A 16,870-nucleotide genomic window follows, 5' to 3' on the forward strand; every position below is an offset into this window, starting at 1 on the left:
TTTTCACCCTTGGCGCCAGCCACGGTGCCAAGGTCTTGCAACACCTGGACGGACCTGCCACCATCCGCACCGATTCTCAGGACGAATTAAGGACATTTTCTTGGGTATTTCCTGGTCTTTGGGCGCCTGGCGCCCGGTGTTGCGGCACGTTGCCGACGCGCGCGCGGTGGCCATCACCATCGACGATGCCCCCACGCCGGAAACCATGCCAGCCATGCTGGACCTGTTGGACCATTACCGGGGCAAGGCCACATTTTTCATGTCCGGCTGCCGGGCGGTGGAACATGACGCATTGGTCGCCGACACCGTCCACCGCGGTCACGCGATCTATGCCCATGGCTGGGAACATATCCGTCTGGACCGCGCCGGCCCCGACCGCCTGATCGCCGATATGGAAAAATGCGAGGCTCTGCTGACCCGTCACCGCCCAACCCCCAACCCTTATCTGGTGCGCCTGCCCTATAACGGCGGCTATCGCAACGCCACCGTGCACCGGGCGCTGCAACGCTGGCAGCCCGGTTGCCAGATCGCCCATTGGGGACCCAGCACCGAGGACCATCTGATTTCCACCCGCTGTCAAAGCGATGCCGATATCGCGCCACAATGCGCGGCCGAGGTGGATCGCATCCTGGCTGACCCACGTCTGCCCGGCGCCATCATCTTGATGCATGACCAGCCCATCAACGAACGCCCCGGCTCCCAATTCAAGGCCGCCGTGACGGTCGAATTGCTGCGCCAATTGCTCGACCGCCTGAGCGGCGCCGGCTACGCCTGCGTCACCATCCCCCCCGCCCCCACCGCCCCTTGGTGGTCGCGCTACGCCTTGGTCTGAATCATGAGAATCCTGCACACCATTCCCGGTCGTAATTGGGGCGGCATGGAACATCGGACCATCGAACAGGTCCGCTGGCTGGTCGCCCACGACCACCCGGTCTGGCTGGCGGCCCCCGCCGATGGCGAACCTTTCGCCCGCGCCCAGGCCCTGGGCCTGCCGGTCATTGACTTCAACTTCGATCGGCCCTGGCGGCTACCGACCCTGAAGGCCCTGCGCGCCATCGTCGAACAACACCGCGTCGATGTAATCGACACGCACGTTACCCGTGATGCCAAGGCCGCCATGGGTTGCCTGGATCTGTGCGCGGTGGTGCGCTCGCGCCATGTCAATCAGCCCCTAAAGCCGTCACTGGTCCGCCGGCTGCAATGGCGCCTGGGGGCGGATCACATCATCACCGTGGCCCAATGCACTCGCGATCATTTGCGTGAAATCGGTCTGGCTGATCCCAAGCGCAGCACTGCCATCGGTGGCTGGGCCGACGAAAAGTTCTTCGAGTTACCCGATCCGGTGGCCACCCGCGCCCAGGTACGCGACGAATGGGGAATCGCCGCAGACGAATACGTCATCGTCTGTGTCGGCATGATTCGCCCCGACAAGGGCCAAGACCATCTGATCGGCGCTTTGGGCTTGCTGAAACAACAAGGGCTGACCCCCAAACTGCTCATCGTCGGCAGCGCCACCGCCGAGGCGGTGCAATACGAACAAGGCCTGTCCACCCAGGCCTGCGCCTTGGGGTTGGCCGGACAAATCAGCTTTACCGGCTATCGCGACGATGTCGCCCGCATGATGATCGCCGGCGATCTGGTCGTCATCCCGTCGCTGACCGAGGCCCAACCCCGCGTCGCCGTCCAGGCTTTTGCCACCGCCCGCCCCGTGGTCGCCAGTGCGGTAGGTGGTGTGCCGGAAATCGTCGTCGATGGCCATACCGGCTGGTTGGTGCCCCCCGCCGACCGCCCCGCCCTGGCCGCCGCCATCGCCAAGGTGATGGCCGACCCGGCGGGTGCCGCCGCCATGGCCGCCGGCGCTCGTGCTTTAGCGGAAAATTCCATGCGTTTCGATCACCGCATGGCCGAAACCCTGGCGACCTATCACACCGCCATCGCCCGGGCCAAGGCCCGGCGAGTGCCGCCGCTTCGAGGGCTGGCATGACACATCCTCACCTCCGCTTGTCCGCTTTGGTGGTCGTCCATAACGAGGAAAAGCGGCTGCAAGCCTGTCTCGAGCGGCTGAGCTTCGCTGACGAAATCGTCGTGGTTTTGGACAAATGCACCGACGGCAGCAAGGCCATCGCCGCCCGTTTCACCGACCGCCTGCTCGAGGGCCGCTGGGACATGGAGGGCGAGCGCCGCAACACCGGCATCGCCTTTTGCACCGGCGACTGGGTGTTGGAAGTGGACGCCGACGAACATATCCCCCCCGAACTGGCCGTTGAAATCCGTGCCACCATCGATTCCACCACCTTCGATTGGCACGAAATCTTAGTGGATAACTACATCGGGGAACGGCTTGTCCGCCATGGCTGGGGCGGATCATTCGGTAAAGCCGCTTATCCCGGCTTGTTCCGCAAAGAAGCCAAAACCTGGGGCAACGACCGCGTCCACCCCAGCCTGATCTGGCGCGGGCGCAAAGGCCCGATGTTGAAGAACCGAATCAATCATTATGTCGACCGCAATATCTCGGACATGATCCGCCGCCTGGATAACTATTCCACCGCCAAGGCCCGCGATTTGCGCGACCGCGGCGAAACCTGGGGCTCGACCGCCAGCAATGTGCGGCGCATGGCGTCTCGGTTCTGGAAATGTTACGTCTCGCGCCGAGGATACCGCGAGGGCGGCTATGGCTTCATCATCGCCGTCTGCGCCGCTCTTTATCCCATGTTGTCGCACCTGAAAGCCCGGCTGGAGAAAGAATGATGGCCCATATCGTCATGGCCGACGACGGCATCGTTTTCGATGGCCGTACCTTGGACGAACGCCCGCTTGGCGGGGCCGAAACCTCGTTCATCGAAATGGCCAACGCCTTGGCGGCGCGCGGCCATGATGTGCACGTCTACAACAAATGCGAAATGGCGGTGACCCATCGCGGCGTGCACTGGCATCCCATCGGTGAAGGTCTGCCCCGGACCGCCGACCTTTACATCGCCAATCGCGGCGACAAGCTGATCCGTCAAGTACCAGGGGCAAAGAAGACGATTTTCTGGATCCATAATCCAGCCGGCTATCTGCTGAAATGGCGCTATCAGTGGAAACTGGCGCTGCGCCGCCCGACCATCGTCTTTTCCGGCGCCAGCCATGCCGGCACCTATCCCGCCTGGGGATTTGCCGGCGGGCGTGAGATCGTCCTGTACGGCCTGACCGATCTGTTTTGCCACGCGACCGAACGCGCGCCCCCGCCGCCGCGCGCGGTTTTCACCTCGAACCCGCTCAGGTCGCTGGATTGGCTACTGGATGTCTGGGAAAGCTCAGTCCATCCGGCAATCCCCGCCGCTCAATTGCACATCTTCGCCGGTATGGCCACCTATGGCACCGCCGGTCAAGCCAAGGCAGGCAAGATGGGACCGGTGCTGGAACGTGCCGCAGCCCTGGTCGACAAGGGCGTTGTATTGCGCGGACCGGTGCCCAAGGCACAATTGGTGGATGAACTGGCTCAGGCCCGCGTGCTGATGTATCGCGGTGATATCGGCGAAACGTTTTGTTCGGCGGTGGCCGAGGCCCAGGCCATGGGCGTACCGACGGTGCTGGAAGATATCGCCTGCATGAACGAGCGCCTGATCGACGGTCAGACCGGCTTCGTCAGCCGTGGCGCTGCGGATTTCGCCGCCCATTCCATCAAGCTATTGGCCGATGACACCCTGTGGACCAGCCAGCATCGGACCTGTCTCGAGCATCAGCGCCGTTGGCGCTGGGACGACGCCGCCCGTGAATTCGAGCGCATCGCCGGCTGGTGACCGGCGATGCCCCGTTTTCATTTTTAGTGGCGGAAGTGACGCATGCCGGTGAAAACCATGGCGAGACCCTTTTCATTGGCAGCGTCGATCACTTCCTGATCGCGCATAGAGCCGCCCGGCTGGATAATGGCGGTGGCTCCGGCCGCCGCCGCCGCCAACAGCCCGTCAGCAAACGGGAAGAAGGCGTCGGACGCCACCACCGAACCCACCGTCCCGGCCTGGGCCAAGCCGGCGGCATCGGAAGCTTCCTTTGACTTCCAGGCGGCGATACGGCTGGAATCGACACGGCTCATCTGGCCGGCACCGATGCCGACGGTGCAACCATCCTTCACGTAGATGATGGCGTTGGACTTAACATGCTTACAGACGCGGAAGGCGAAGAGCATGTCCTTGAGTTCCTGGTCGGTCGGTGCCCGCTTGGTCACCACCTTCAGTCCGTCCAGAGTGACGCGACCATTATCCTTGGATTGCAGCAGATAGCCACCCGAGACGTTGCGCAATGTCATCGCCGCTGACGACGGATCGGGCATGCCGCCGGTAACCAGCAAGCGCAAATTCTTCTTGGCGGCAAAGGCGGCGATGGCGGCTTCGTCGGCTTCAGGAGCGATCACCACTTCGGTGAACAGCTTACAGATTTCCTCGGCGGTGGCGCCGTCCAGCTTGCGGTTGATGGCGATAATACCGCCAAAGGCCGACACCGGATCACAGGCCAAAGCCGTCTTGTAGGCGCTGACGATATCCGGGCCGCTGGCAACACCGCAGGGATTGGCGTGCTTGATAATGGCGACCGTGGGCTCATCGAATTCAGCCGCCAGCTCGTAAGCGGCATCGGTGTCGTTCAGATTGTTGTAGGAAAGCTCCTTGCCCTGTAACTGGCGGGCGGTGGCGATACCCGGACGCTGAACTCCGTTGACGTAGAACGCCGCCTGCTGATGCGGGTTCTCGCCATAACGCAGGTTCTGCTTCAATTCACCGGCCACCACCACGCGGCGCGGGAAGGTGTCGCCCAGCTCACGGGCGAACCACTGGGAAATGGCTGCGTCATAAGCGCCGGTGCGGGCGTAAGCGGTCGCCGCCAGATGCTTGCGCAGGGTCAAGGTGGTGGCGCCGTCATGAGCGCTCATCTCTGCCATCACCCGCTCATAATCCTCGACGTCCACCACCACGGTGACGGCGTCGTGGTTCTTGGAAGCGGCGCGGATCATGGCGGGACCACCAATATCGATGTTCTCCACGCATTCGTCATAGCCGGCGCCGTTGGCGACCGTGGCTTCGAACGGATACAGGTTGACCACCAGCAGGTCGATGGGGGTGATGCCGTGTTCGGCCATGGCCGCTTCATGCTCGGCATTGCCGCGAATACCCAACAAACCACCATGCACCTTGGGATGCAGGGTCTTGACCCGGCCATCCAACATTTCCGGGAAGCCGGTGTGCTCGGCCACTTCGACCACCTTTAAGCCGGCATCACGGATCGCTTTACAGGTTCCACCGGTGGACAGCAATTCCACATTGCGCTCGGAGAGGAAACGGGCGAACTCGATCAGTCCGGTCTTGTTGGAAACCGAAAGCAGGGCGCGGCGAATGGGGCGAAGGTCGGACATGGCGAATTGGCTCCGGTATGCAGATTGGTGGGGGTATAGCGCCGCTGCCGTCACGATGAAAGACGAAAGTGTTTCAGCCCATGCGCGCTGCGCAGGGAGTCAAGATTTCCCTGACGGCGACGATGGTCCGTTCCCGGTTTATGGACGAGGATACCAACACTGATCGGAACCATGGCTGAAGTCCTGCGTCGGCCAAAAGAGTAAATCCCTTCGCCGGAAGTTCCAACCCATTGATGGCAGCGCTGGTCTTGTTGTCGAGGCGGGCATGGAGTACACCGGTCAGACAAAGGCAACCCTCAGGAGATTTCTTCGGCTTGTGCGGCATCGCCGGAATAATGTCGGCCGAACGGTCGGTGAATGCGCAAGCCGTCCGCGCCATGACCGGGCTGATGGCCCATCGCGGTCCCGATGGCGCCGGATTGTGGGAAGGAGCCAACGGCCGGCTGATGCTTGGCCATCGGCGCTTGGCCATCATTGATCCGACCCCGGCCAGCGCTCAGCCCTTCGTTGCCGACGGAGTAACCCTGACCTTTAACGGCGAAATCTACAATTACCGGGAAATCCGCGCCGAGCTGACCACCCGCGGACATGCTTTTACGACCGAAGGCGACGCCGAAGTCATTATCGCCGCTTGGCGGCAATGGGGCGAGGCCTGCGTCGAATTCTTCAACGGCATGTTCGCCTTCGCGCTATGGGACACAGACAAGCGGCAATTGTTCTGTGCCCGTGACCGTTTCGGCGAAAAACCGTTTCTCTATGTGCGCGGCGTGGGCTTTTTCGCCTTTGCTTCCGAATTCAAGGCCTTGTTGGCGCTTGAGGGGGTTTCCTCCGTCATCGACACCCCGCGGCTGGCTCGCTTTCTGACGGTTCCCGCCGATGGTCTGGACCGGGGCGAGACCACCTTGTTTCCAGCAATCCGTCAATTGCCGCCCGCCCATGCGGCAAGCATCGACCTCGACACCCTGACGATGCGCAGTACCTGCTATTGGAGCGGCCAGCCAGCCCCGGAAGTCCGCCATCTCTCCGCCCATGACGCCGCCAATACCTTTCGCGATCTCTTGACCGATTCGGTCCGTCTGCGTCTGCGAAGCGATGTGCCGCTAGGGTCGTGTCTATCGGGCGGCCTGGATTCGGGAGCCATCGTCTGCCTGGCCCGGCACGAATTGGGTGAAAGCGTGCCTTATCACACCTTTTCCGGCCGCTTTCCCGGCACCAGTGCCGATGAAGGCGCGTATATGGAGTCGATCGCCGCCGCTACCCACCCAATCCGTCACGATATCGCCCCCAAACCGTCGGTATTGCTGGACGAGTTGGCTCAATTCGCCTGGGCCAACGAATTACCGGTGGATTCAGCCAGCCAATACGCCCAGTACTGCGTTTTCCGGCTTGCCCGCCAGAACGGCGTCAAAGTACTGCTGGATGGCCAGGGCGCCGATGAGATCCTGGGTGGCTACGAGCAATATTTCACCGCTTATCTGCGCGGCGGGGGCCGCAATTCACCGCTGATCGCCAGCCGCTATGGTGATGCCTTGACCCAGGTACAGCCCTGGCATGCTGCATTACCCACCGGCTTACGCCGCCTGTTGGCGCGGAGCTTGAACAAGGGCAGCGATATCAGCTTTGGCTTGACCGGCGATGTCCGCGTGGAACGCCGGCCGCCACCTGCCAACCTGCACGAAGCCTTACGACGCGATGCCCTGGATGGCTTCCTCGGCACACTTTTGCGTTATGGCGACCGCAATTCCATGGCCCATTCGGTGGAAGTGCGATTACCCTTCACCGACCACCGCCTGTTCGAATTCGCCCAGGGCCTGCCGGCCGAGCAATTGATGGGCGATGGCGAGACCAAACGGTTGCTGCGCCAGGCCATGAATGGAATTTTACCCGACATGGTACGGCTGAGATGGCGCAAGCACGGCTTTGTGCCGCCGCAGGTGAATTGGCTGCATGACGGCTTGTTAAAAGCGGTGGAACAGGTGGTCGAGGATCCCAGCCTCTCGGCACTATGGGATCGACGTTGGTGGCGTTCGGCCATTCGTCGCTTCCATGCCGGCGACACCACGCAAGCCGCCGGTCTGTGGAAGGTGCTGGCCACCGAAGCTTGGCGGGCCCATTTCCTTGAACCGGCAGCGCGCCAACATAAATTCCAGCCGCTGCTGTAACCATGCGCCTTGTCTTCGTCAACCACTGCCACCCCCGTACCCCGCACGTCTGCGCCACCCGTGTCGCCCGCATGGCGGAAGCCTGCGCCCGTGCCGGCCATCAGGTGGTGCTACTGACCGAAACCCTGGGCGGCCACCCGGCACGGCTGTCGCCGGGGGAACTCCCCACCGCCTTAGATCGCCACGACTGGACCCAGCCGTTTTTGCTGGATTGCCCCCCCCAAGACGGCGCCCTTGGCGCGGCCTTGCGTCAAGGCTGGGGGCCACGTCTGCTGCGGCGGCCCTTACTGGCGGCAATCTATGCCCTTCGCGGCGGTCTGTTCACCGATTGGCGGCATGGGGCCAGCCTGTATCTGCCGCTGCTGGTCCGTCATTTCCACCCTCAAGCCTGCTGGGCCACCTTCGGCAATACCGACGCCTGGATCATCGCCCAACGCCTTGCCCGTCTTGCTGGCGGCAAATGGATCGCGGATCTCAAGGATCCATGGAGCGTGTTCATCCCAGCGTTGCTGCGCCGGGTGTTGACGTGGCGTTTTACCGATGCCGCCGCGTTCACCGCCTTGTCGGAGCAACACGGGGCCGAGGTGAAAACATGGTTTGGACGACCGGCGACAACGGTTTATTCCGGTATTGATGAGGGTTTTCTGCCGCCGCCACCGCCGCCACCCTCTCCAGCCGATGGCATCCGCCTGCTGCTGGTCGGCGGCCTATACGCACAAGAACATCTCGACCTGTTGGCCGAGGGCTTGCGCCGTTGGGGACACCGCCCCACCCTGGTCTATGCCGGCAGCGAAAGCGCCAAAGCCCGCGCCGCCTTTGCCGGTCTGGTCCTGGAAACCCCCGGCTATGTGGATTTGCCCCATTTGCGGGCCTTGGCCGCGGGCTGTCACGCGACGCTTTATGTGCGCAATTCACGGGCGCTGTATCAGCACAAATTGGTGGAATTGCTGGCGCTGGATCGCCCCACCATCTGCTTGCCGCAAGAAGCCCCCGAGGCGCTGGCCATCGCCAGCCGCTTGGGGGCGGATTTCCGTTCCTGCGCCGACGCTGCCCAACTGAGCCGAGCCTTGACCGAGATGGTCGGCCGCATCACCCCAATCGACCGCACCGAACTGGCTCGTTACACTTGGGATGCCCAAGCGCAACAGCTTCTGGAGGTGCTGGTATGAAAGTCGCCGTCGCCGTCCACGGCCGTTTTCACGCCTTTGAACTGGCCGGGCAGCTTTACGCCCGCCGCCTGCTGGCGCGGCTGGACACCACCTATCCGGGCTTCGCCGCCCCGGCGCGGCTGCCGCTGCGCACCTTGCCGTGGCTGGAACTGATCCGCCGCATGTGGCCACGTCTGCACCTGCCCGGCAGCCCCGATCTGTTCATCGCCCGCGCTTTCGCCCGTTCCCTGGCAGGCCACCTGCCGCAGGCGGATATTCTGGTGGGGTGGAGCGGCGCCTTGCTGGAAGCAATCGAACCGGCACGGGCGCACGGCCTCAAAGTGGTGCTGGAACGCGGCTCGACACACATGTCCCACCAGACCGAGATTTTGCGCGATGCCCACGCCCGCTTCGGCCTGGAATGGCGCACGACCGATCCGCGCCTGATCGCCCGCGAACTGGCCGAATACGAATCCGTCGATTTGATTTGTACCGGCTGCTCGCATGCCCGCCAGACTTTCCTTGACCGTGGGATCGCCGCCGCCAAGATCGCCGTCAATCCCTATGGCGTCGATCTATCCCGCTTTTCTCCTGGAGATCACCCCCGGAAAAAACGAATTCTCTTCGCCGGTCTGGTCGGCCTGCGCAAGGGGATCCCCTGGTTACTCGACGCCTTTCGTGCTCTTCCCGCCGATTGGGAATTGCATCTGGTCGGCCCACAGGAACCCGGCTTTGCCGCACTTTTGCACCGTTATGATATGAGCAGAATCATCTTACGTGGTCCGCTCAGTCACAACGCCCTGGCCGAGGAATACCGTCAAGCCGCCATTTTCTGCCTTCCGTCCATCGAAGAGGGTTTCGGCATGGTCATCCTTCAAGCCATGGCCTCGGGCTGTGCCGTGGTGGCATCCACCGCCACCGGCGGTCCCGATGCCGGTGACCATGGCCGTCATTTGATGCTGGTCCCGCCCGCCGACAGCCCCGCCTTGGCCGATGCCTTGAACATTCTCGCCGCCGACGAATCCCTGCGCCACCGCTTGGGCGAGGCGGCCCATCTCCGCGTCGCCGATGATTTTTCCTGGAATGATTACGGCGAACGGGCTGTTACCTTGTACCAGATGTTGACGAACCCGAAGTCCGTGTGATGAAACTGCCGCCATCGCCAGCCGAAAGAAGCTTTTCCACCATGATCAAAAACCCGAAAGTCGCCGTTATCGGTCTCGGATATGTCGGTCTGCCTTTGGCCGTGGCCATCGCCCGGCATTTTCCGACGGTCGGGTTCGATATTTCCCAGCCGCGCGTGACCGAACTGCATCAAGGGTTTGATCGCACCGGCGAGGTGGAGGCGGCGGTATTGCGGGCCAGCACCATCAAGCTGTCGGCCAAAACCGACGCGATAGCCGGCTGCGACGTCTTCATCGTCACCGTGCCGACGCCCGTGACCGAGGCCAACACCCCCGATTTGGGTCCGGTGATGAGCGCCTGTCGCACCGTCGGCGCCATCATGGGCAAGGGCGCGGTCGTGGTGTTCGAAAGCACCGTCTATCCTGGCGTCACCGAAGATCTTTGCGGCCCTGAATTGGAACGGGTCTCGGGGTTGAAATGCGGAATCGACTTTTTCCTCGGCTACAGCCCCGAGCGCATCAATCCGGGCGACCGCGAACACACGGTCGAGCGTATCACCAAGGTCATCGCCGGCCAGAATGCCGAGATCACCGACTTGTTGGCCCGGATTTACGGCGCGGTGACCAGCGGCGGCGTCTTCCGCGCCGCCTCGATCCGCGTCGCCGAAGCGGCCAAGGTGATCGAAAACGCCCAACGCGACATCAACATCGCCTTCATCAATGAAATCACCCAGATTTTCCAGAAGCTGGATATTTCCGTCTATGACGTGCTCGACGCGTCGGCCACCAAGTGGAACTTCCTGAATTTCAAACCCGGTCTGGTCGGCGGCCACTGCATCGGCGTCGATCCGTTCTATCTGGCCCAATGCGCCCTGGATAACGGTCACCATCCCGAAGTCATCCTGGCCGGCCGCCGGATCAATGACGGCATGGGCCCGTGGATCGCCGAAAAGATTTCCAACCTGCTGACCGGTCCGTCCCGCATTCTGGTGCTGGGCCTGACCTTCAAGGAAAACGTGCCCGATCTGCGCAATTCCAAGGTTATCGACGTCATCAGGAAGCTGCGGAGCCTGGGCCATCAGGTGGCGGTGCACGACCCCTTCGCCGACCCGGCGGAAGCCCAGCATGAATATGGCGAGACGCTCATCCCGTCCCTGGATGGCTTGACCGGATACGACTGCATCGTCGGGGCCGTCCCCCATGATCCCTATTGTGCTTTCACCGATGAGAATTTCGACGTTCTGCTGAAACAGGGTGGCCTGATCGCCGACGTCAAGGCCCTGTGGCGCGGCAAGGAATTGCCGGCGGCCATGCGGTTGTGGAGGCTGTAACCCTTGCGCATCCTGTTCGTCACCGCCAGCCGCATCGGTGACGCCGTTCTGTCCACCGGTCTTTTGGCCCATCTGGCCGAACAATACCCCCAGGCCCGCTTCACCGTAGCCTGCGGCACGCCGGCCGCGCCGCTCTTCGCCGCCGCGCCTTTCGTTGAAAAGGTCATCCCCATGGTCAAGCGCAAGCGCGCCGGCCATTGGTGGGATTTATGGAAACAAACTTGCACCACCTGGTGGTCGTTGGTGGTGGATTTGCGCGGTTCGGCCCTCGGCTATGTGGTCCCCACCCGTCGCCGCGCCGTGCTGAAATCATCATGGGCACCTAAGCACCGGCTCTACCACCTGTCCTCGGTCCTGGGTCTGGAGCAAGCATTCACCCCGGTCTTGTGGAACACACCGGAGCAAACGGCCCAGGCGGAAGGCCTGCTACCCGCCGGCTCACCCATTCTGGCTTTGGGTCCCACCGCCAATTGGGGCGGCAAGCAATGGCCAGCCGAACGCTTCGCCCAGGTGGCACAAGAATTAACCGCCGAGAATGGCGGCCGTATCGCTGTCTTCGGTGCTGAAAGTGAACAAGAATCGGTCCACCCCTTGCTTGCGGCCCTGCCGAAGGATCGCGTCATCAACCTGATCGGCAAAGTGGATCTGCCCACCGTCTACGCCTGCCTGAAGCGGGCCAGCCTGTATGTGGGCAACGATTCAGGCCTGATGCACATGGCCGCCGCCGCCGGCATTCCCACCCTGGGCCTGTTCGGCCCGTCGTCGGAAATCTTTTACGGCCCCTTTGGCCGCCATTGCGCCAGCATCCGCGGTCCGCGCAGTTTCGAGGAAATCTGCCACGCCCCCGATTACGATTACCGTAGCCAAGCTTGTCTAATGCTGGATCTGAACGTGGAAACGGTGGTCAACGCCGCCCGCGAGCTGACAACCACGACAACCTTTGTTGCCAATTAGGCAAAATATTGCGTAGAACCGCCCTTGATCAGAGTGGCTGAACGCCGAGGCTCGCCGTGAACAAGCTTTCCGTAGTTGTCCCTTGCTATAATGAAGAATCCACTCTTGAGGCTATCGTTGATCGTATCATCGTGGCGGATCGCTGCGGTCTTGATCTGGAAATCGTCATCATTGATGACGGCTCGCACGATAAATCAGCCGACGTGATGAAGTCCCTGGCGGCCAAGTACCCCTTTGTCTCGTGCCAGTACCATCCGATCAACCAGGGCAAAGGCGCCGCCTTGCGCACCGGTTTCGAACAAGCCATCGGTGATATCGTGCTGGTCCAAGACGCCGACCTGGAATATAGCCCCAACGATTATCCCAAGCTGCTCAAGCCGTTGCTGGACGGCCGCGCCGATGTGGTGTTCGGTTCACGCTTCAAGGGCGGCGACGAAACCCGGGTGCTGTATTTCTGGCACTGGGTTGCCAATTGGGGCCTGACCTTGGCTTCCAACATGGCGACTGACTTGAACCTGACCGACATGGAAACCTGCTACAAGGCGTTCCGGCGCGAGATCATCCAACGCATCCGTATCCAGGAAAACCGCTTCGGTTTCGAACCCGAGATCACGGCAAAGGTGGCTCGTTTGCAGCCCAAGCCACGGATTTATGAAGTGGGCATCAGCTACGCCGGACGCACCTATGACGAGGGCAAGAAGATCGGCTGGCGCGATGGTTTCCGTGCGCTTTATTGCATCGTTCGCTATAATTTTTTCGCTGGAAACTGAACTGGCATGAATGGCTGGGCCAATACATCTTTGAAACCATCACTGAGGTGCAGGATTACGCCACAGAGTGGCTATGGACCTACAACAATGACCATCCAAGGTGCCGTCAGGCCGTCGCACCGTAGCGCGGCGACGAAGGTTTGGGTGCCCCAATGTCCAAACGGGGCATGAGCCTTGAGGCGCTGTCCCCGCCGCGCTCGTCCCCGCAGCCGGGTCATCTTCGTGGTGGTCGCGGTCTCATCGATGAAGACCAGCCGATGCGGTTCCTGGTACATGCGGGGCTGACGTTTCTCCCGCCAGACGCGGCGATCCTGCGCCACGTCATCGCGACCGGCCTCGGTTGCCAGCAGTGTTTTCTTTGACGCTGAAGCCCTGCTTGATTAGGAATTTCGACAATGACGCGGCGTGAGCCACGACGCCTAGCGTACCGACAGCGTCGGCAGACGGCCAAGAATCTTCCTCGCCAACCGGCTGAACTCGCCTCGTCCAATCATGCGGGCGGCACGCATCACCCTGCCCACCATGATCAAGGCCGGATTGGCCAGAAAATCGTGATGATAACGCATCAGGGCGATCCATCCCAAAGCCATTCCGAGCCAATCGTTGGGCTTACGCCGCAGTTGCGCGGTCAAGTAACGCAGCGCAACACTGTGCCACGGCAACAGATAGACCGCCGCCTCCATCTGATCCTTACGGTCACGGGAAATCTTGGGGATGAACACCATGTTCTTCATCACCCGTTCGGCCAGCACCTCATAAGTCAAATCCGCCGGAGTGATGAAGCCACGCTCCAACGCCTGGTTGGTCAGCGGATAATGGGGGAAATACTGCATCTGATAGGTGTTCAGCTTCATCGGTGTCGGCAGTTGCAACATCATGTCGACGGTTTCTTCCATCACCTCAACGGTGTCGAAGGGGCTACCCAAAATGATGTCGAATTGCGGCACCACGCCGATGCGAGCCAGAAGATGGGCTTTTTCGACTAGTTCTGGATTTTTTCCTGGACGCTTCAACACGTCACGGCGGATTTGGTCGGAGCCGGATTGAATGCCGAAATGCAGCTCGTTCAGGCCGGCATCCGCTAACTTGCGAACGTTTTCTTCCTTGATCAACTTAGGCACCAGTTCGCAATGAAACGGCAGGCCCACCTGTTCCTTGTACTTGCGGGCAAATTCGTCGGTCCAGTCGTCGAAGACGCCAAACACTTCATCGTTAAACGACACCGAATGAGCCTTGGGCTGACGCGACCACAGATGCTTGATCTCGGCGATGGCGCTGTCGGGCGAACGCAGACGGACAAAACGGCCATTGCCTCGATTCATGGGGATCAGCAGCGAATTGACGCAGTAGGAACACAGGTAAACGCAACCGCGCCCGGCCATCACCCAGATTTCATCATTGTCGACTTCAGGATCGTCGGTGGTGCAACGGTCGTATTCGATGAAATGCATATTAGACTCGCCCAAGGCCTGAAACGGCAGCACGTCCAAATCTTCGATCAGTCGCTGCTGGCCCATGTCGATGACGGCACCGTCATCACCCTTGAACCACAGGCCGACAATCCCACGCAAATCGTGATTGCCGGATTTCAGCCGATCATAGGCCTCGATCAGGGCAAGTTCCCCCTCGCCCCTGCAGGCATAGTCAGTGAATTCCAATGCTTCGGCTGGTGAAATGGTCGAGAATTTGCCACCGATCATTACCGGGACATCGGTCAGTGCCCGGATGCGGGCGGTCAGATCGCGTGCCGCCACCACATAGGGCGCCATCACGCTCAGGGTGACCAGATTAGGGGCGATCCGACGGATCAAATCCAAAGTTGCCGCCATCTCCACATCAGAAATGGGAGTGTGGCGGTTGGTCAGCGTATCTTTCAGAAAAATACAGTGGGATTCGACACCGCAATTATTGGTCAAATTGTGAAACAGTCTGAGCGCAAACGATTTGAAGCAGTAAAGCGAAATATGAACCACTTTGATTGGGCTCACCGGTGCCGGCAACGGTCCTTCTTCATGCATGTGGCGCAACACCCCCAACGCATCAAAGCCCGAATCGCGATAACACTGGCTCATACCTGAAAATCCTTGATTTCCGTCAGTCAGCATCTTGCGGGAAGAGCTGCACCGGAAACAATCTTAATTGTTTTACGGGTTTAGCGACTCAATCACCATCGCCGCCTGCTGATAGCTCCAGCCTAGATAGCGGTATGTCAGCCCCTGTTCAGCAACGAATTCTTGGAACGCCTTGAACTCGTTGTCGCGCCAACCGACGTGATTGAAATATTCGTCGAATACGATGACCGTCCCCGCGTGCAAGCGCGTCGCCAACAATCCCAAAACCGTCCGGGTAGAGGAATAAAGATCAGCATCCATATGCAGCAGAGCCACCGGCTCGGCATCGGCAGACAGATAAGGCGGCAGGGTCTGGTCGAACCAGCCCTTGTGCAAGGTGACGTTCCCCGGTACCGCTGGCAAATCCGTCTGGGCATAATGGCCCTTGGCCTCGTGCCGACCGGGCCAATCCTCGGGCAGCCCCTCGAAACTATCGAAGCCGTGGATGGCCCGCCCCGGCAGCATCTGAGCCAAAAGACGAATGGAATCACCGCCGGCGACACCGAATTCCAGCACCGAACCCTGCGCCGGTGCCCGCACGGCCGCCAGCTGCAACAGATCATTACGATTGCGGAACACTAAGGCCTGGGCCATGTGAGCCCGAGCATAATCGGCGCTGTCGCGCTGTGCTTCGGCCAGCAAGAGAGCGTGGGGGTGCAACAGACGCGCCTGCATCTTGTCTAACAAGATATCAGCGAGGCGAACGCACAATTTGTCCACCAGCCGATTCAACAACATACGCACGCGAACCTCACTTACGATAAGTGTAAAAACCGCGGTGGGGATTGACCGGCTTACCGAACAAACGGTCACGAATCATGCGCAGACGCGATTTGACGAACCGCTTGGTGGAAATCAGTTCCAACAGGCGGTCATTGGCATGCGGCAATTCCAAAATGGTGGGAATCGAAAAGCACTGCATACGTCCGACGCCACTACCATCATAGCCGATGATACGATCAACACCGTGGCGCAGATTGGCATCGAAGAACAGTACGTCGCCGGCCTGGACATGCTGTTCCACGTCAATGCGGGTCCCGTGGCGATCGATCATGAACAGGCCGCCTTCCTTGAAGTCGGGACCACGAAAGGTCAAGGGCAACAGAAAATGCCAGTGCCGACGATTGGGCACTCCGTCCTCATGCTCGACCAGCCAACCTTCACCCGGCGGATACAGCGTCGCGGTGACATAGGCGCCATAACGTTCCGGCGTCATCAATTCGCTGTCATGGGAGAAAATACCGGCAACCTCATTGCGGAAGCGGCTGAGTGTCAGACACAATTCGCGCGTCGGCGCATGCATGGGCGGGTTCCATAGCATATCGAATGCCCGCACCATGGTATGAGTGGTGGTGCTATCGCGGATAACCTTGTTGGGTTCACCTAAATAGGGTCCCCAGATCAAGGCGCTGTCGCTACGGGGCTTGGATAGTTCCTTGTGCCAGAATTCGCGGATGGCCGCGATCACCGCGACCGACACCATGCCCTTGCCGATGGCATAGCCGTCTTGCTCCAATCTGGCGCGCAAAGGCAACGGATCGTGCGCGCTCATATCCAAAGGCAGTCCCGTCATCCTTGCCCCCCGTGCCGACAATATCCGTTTCTAGGGCTACTGGTTACCACGCGCCCGGTCAAGAGTATTGGCACCGATCCAGCAGTTCTAATTTTGGAACGAAAGGGGATTCCCAAAGCGTCGAAAGTCTGACTCAATCTGTGGTGTGGAGCGGCTTGAGACGTACATAAGTGTGCTGCGGGCTCGGTGCGAGGGACTGCCCGACAGGCGTGGGGACAGCAACACCCGCCATACGATGTCGGATATCGGGCTGGCGGCGTTCTCGGTGTTTTTCATGCAGAGTCCGTCGTTCCTCGCGCATCAGCGGACGC

14 protein-coding genes and 1 pseudogene are annotated in these 16,870 nt (G+C 60.8%); 10 read left to right on the plus strand and 5 right to left on the minus strand.

Translation table 11 applies throughout. From position 1 onward, the window contains the following. The first annotated feature begins 100 nt into the window (after positions 1-100). From KEC16_RS18435 to KEC16_RS18450, 4 genes are read left to right on the plus strand one after another with little or no spacing between them, the layout of a single operon-like run. On the plus strand, positions 101-832 hold the full coding sequence (locus tag KEC16_RS18435) for a polysaccharide deacetylase family protein (RefSeq protein ID WP_249209317.1): 732 nt from the start codon (positions 101-103) through the stop codon (positions 830-832). Between the two features lie 3 nt (positions 833-835). Then, positions 836-1,984: a glycosyltransferase family 4 protein gene (locus tag KEC16_RS18440; protein WP_211551691.1), complete on the plus strand. Its 1,149-nt coding sequence runs from the start codon at positions 836-838 to the stop codon at positions 1,982-1,984. Continuing rightward, positions 1,981-2,748: a glycosyltransferase family 2 protein gene (locus KEC16_RS18445; RefSeq protein ID WP_211551693.1), complete on the plus strand. Its 768-nt coding sequence runs from the start codon at positions 1,981-1,983 to the stop codon at positions 2,746-2,748. The genes KEC16_RS18440 and KEC16_RS18445 overlap by 4 nt, the downstream gene beginning before the upstream one ends. Continuing rightward, complete coding sequence (locus KEC16_RS18450; RefSeq protein ID WP_249209318.1) at positions 2,745-3,782, plus strand: glycosyltransferase; 1,038 nt, start codon at positions 2,745-2,747, stop codon at positions 3,780-3,782. Before KEC16_RS18445 ends, KEC16_RS18450 begins: the two co-directional genes overlap by 4 nt. 23 nt (positions 3,783-3,805) lie before the next feature. Here KEC16_RS18450 and purH read toward each other — a convergent pair whose 3' ends face one another. Continuing rightward, positions 3,806-5,386, minus strand: a complete 1,581-nt coding sequence (gene purH, locus KEC16_RS18455) for a bifunctional phosphoribosylaminoimidazolecarboxamide formyltransferase/IMP cyclohydrolase (protein WP_211551695.1) — start codon at positions 5,384-5,386, stop codon at positions 3,806-3,808. A gap of 314 nt (positions 5,387-5,700) precedes the next feature. Here purH and asnB point away from each other — a divergent pair, with 314 nt between their 5' ends. Genes asnB through KEC16_RS18485 form a run of 6 tightly spaced genes read left to right on the plus strand, consistent with a single transcriptional unit; the run spans position 5,701 to position 12,875 of the window. Next, the gene (gene asnB / locus KEC16_RS18460; RefSeq protein ID WP_211551697.1) at positions 5,701-7,548 is read left to right on the plus strand and encodes an asparagine synthase (glutamine-hydrolyzing); all 1,848 of its coding nucleotides are present in this window, start codon (positions 5,701-5,703) and stop codon (positions 7,546-7,548) included. Between the two features lie 2 nt (positions 7,549-7,550). Next, complete coding sequence (locus KEC16_RS18465) at positions 7,551-8,717, plus strand: glycosyltransferase family protein (protein WP_211551699.1); 1,167 nt, start codon at positions 7,551-7,553, stop codon at positions 8,715-8,717. Continuing rightward, on the plus strand, positions 8,714-9,841 hold the full coding sequence (locus KEC16_RS18470) for a glycosyltransferase family 4 protein (protein WP_211551702.1): 1,128 nt from the start codon (positions 8,714-8,716) through the stop codon (positions 9,839-9,841). Before KEC16_RS18465 ends, KEC16_RS18470 begins: the two co-directional genes overlap by 4 nt. Positions 9,842-9,882: 41 nt before the next feature. Beyond that, entirely contained in the window at positions 9,883-11,151 is a 1,269-nt protein-coding gene (locus KEC16_RS18475; protein WP_211551703.1) for a nucleotide sugar dehydrogenase, read from the plus strand. Between the two features lie 3 nt (positions 11,152-11,154). Then, a complete protein-coding gene (locus KEC16_RS18480; RefSeq protein WP_211551705.1) occupies positions 11,155-12,105 on the plus strand; it encodes a glycosyltransferase family 9 protein in 951 nt (316 codons plus the stop codon). Between the two features lie 56 nt (positions 12,106-12,161). Beyond that, on the plus strand, positions 12,162-12,875 hold the full coding sequence (locus KEC16_RS18485) for a glycosyltransferase family 2 protein (protein ID WP_211551707.1): 714 nt from the start codon (positions 12,162-12,164) through the stop codon (positions 12,873-12,875). A gap of 89 nt (positions 12,876-12,964) precedes the next feature. Here KEC16_RS18485 and KEC16_RS18490 read toward each other — a convergent pair. The 4 genes and pseudogenes from KEC16_RS18490 to KEC16_RS18505 all read right to left on the minus strand — a co-directional run. After that, positions 12,965-13,234: pseudogene (locus tag KEC16_RS18490) on the minus strand (IS630-like element ISSpo6 family transposase); the annotation flags it as partial. A 60-nt stretch (positions 13,235-13,294) separates the two neighbouring features. Next, positions 13,295-14,947 (minus strand): B12-binding domain-containing radical SAM protein, encoded by a 1,653-nt coding sequence (locus KEC16_RS18495; RefSeq protein WP_211551710.1) that lies wholly within the window; start codon positions 14,945-14,947, stop codon positions 13,295-13,297. Positions 14,948-15,019: 72 nt separating this feature from the next. After that, positions 15,020-15,724, minus strand: coding sequence for a TylF/MycF/NovP-related O-methyltransferase (locus KEC16_RS18500; RefSeq protein ID WP_249209320.1), 705 nt, complete (start codon positions 15,722-15,724; stop codon positions 15,020-15,022). 13 nt (positions 15,725-15,737) lie between these two features. Then, a complete protein-coding gene (locus KEC16_RS18505) occupies positions 15,738-16,559 on the minus strand; it encodes a phytanoyl-CoA dioxygenase family protein (RefSeq protein WP_211551713.1) in 822 nt (273 codons plus the stop codon). Positions 16,560-16,870: the final 311 nt, after the last annotated feature.

It is taken from the genome of Magnetospirillum sulfuroxidans, from assembly GCF_018224925.1.
Classification (GTDB): domain Bacteria; phylum Pseudomonadota; class Alphaproteobacteria; order Rhodospirillales; family Magnetospirillaceae; genus Magnetospirillum; species Magnetospirillum sulfuroxidans.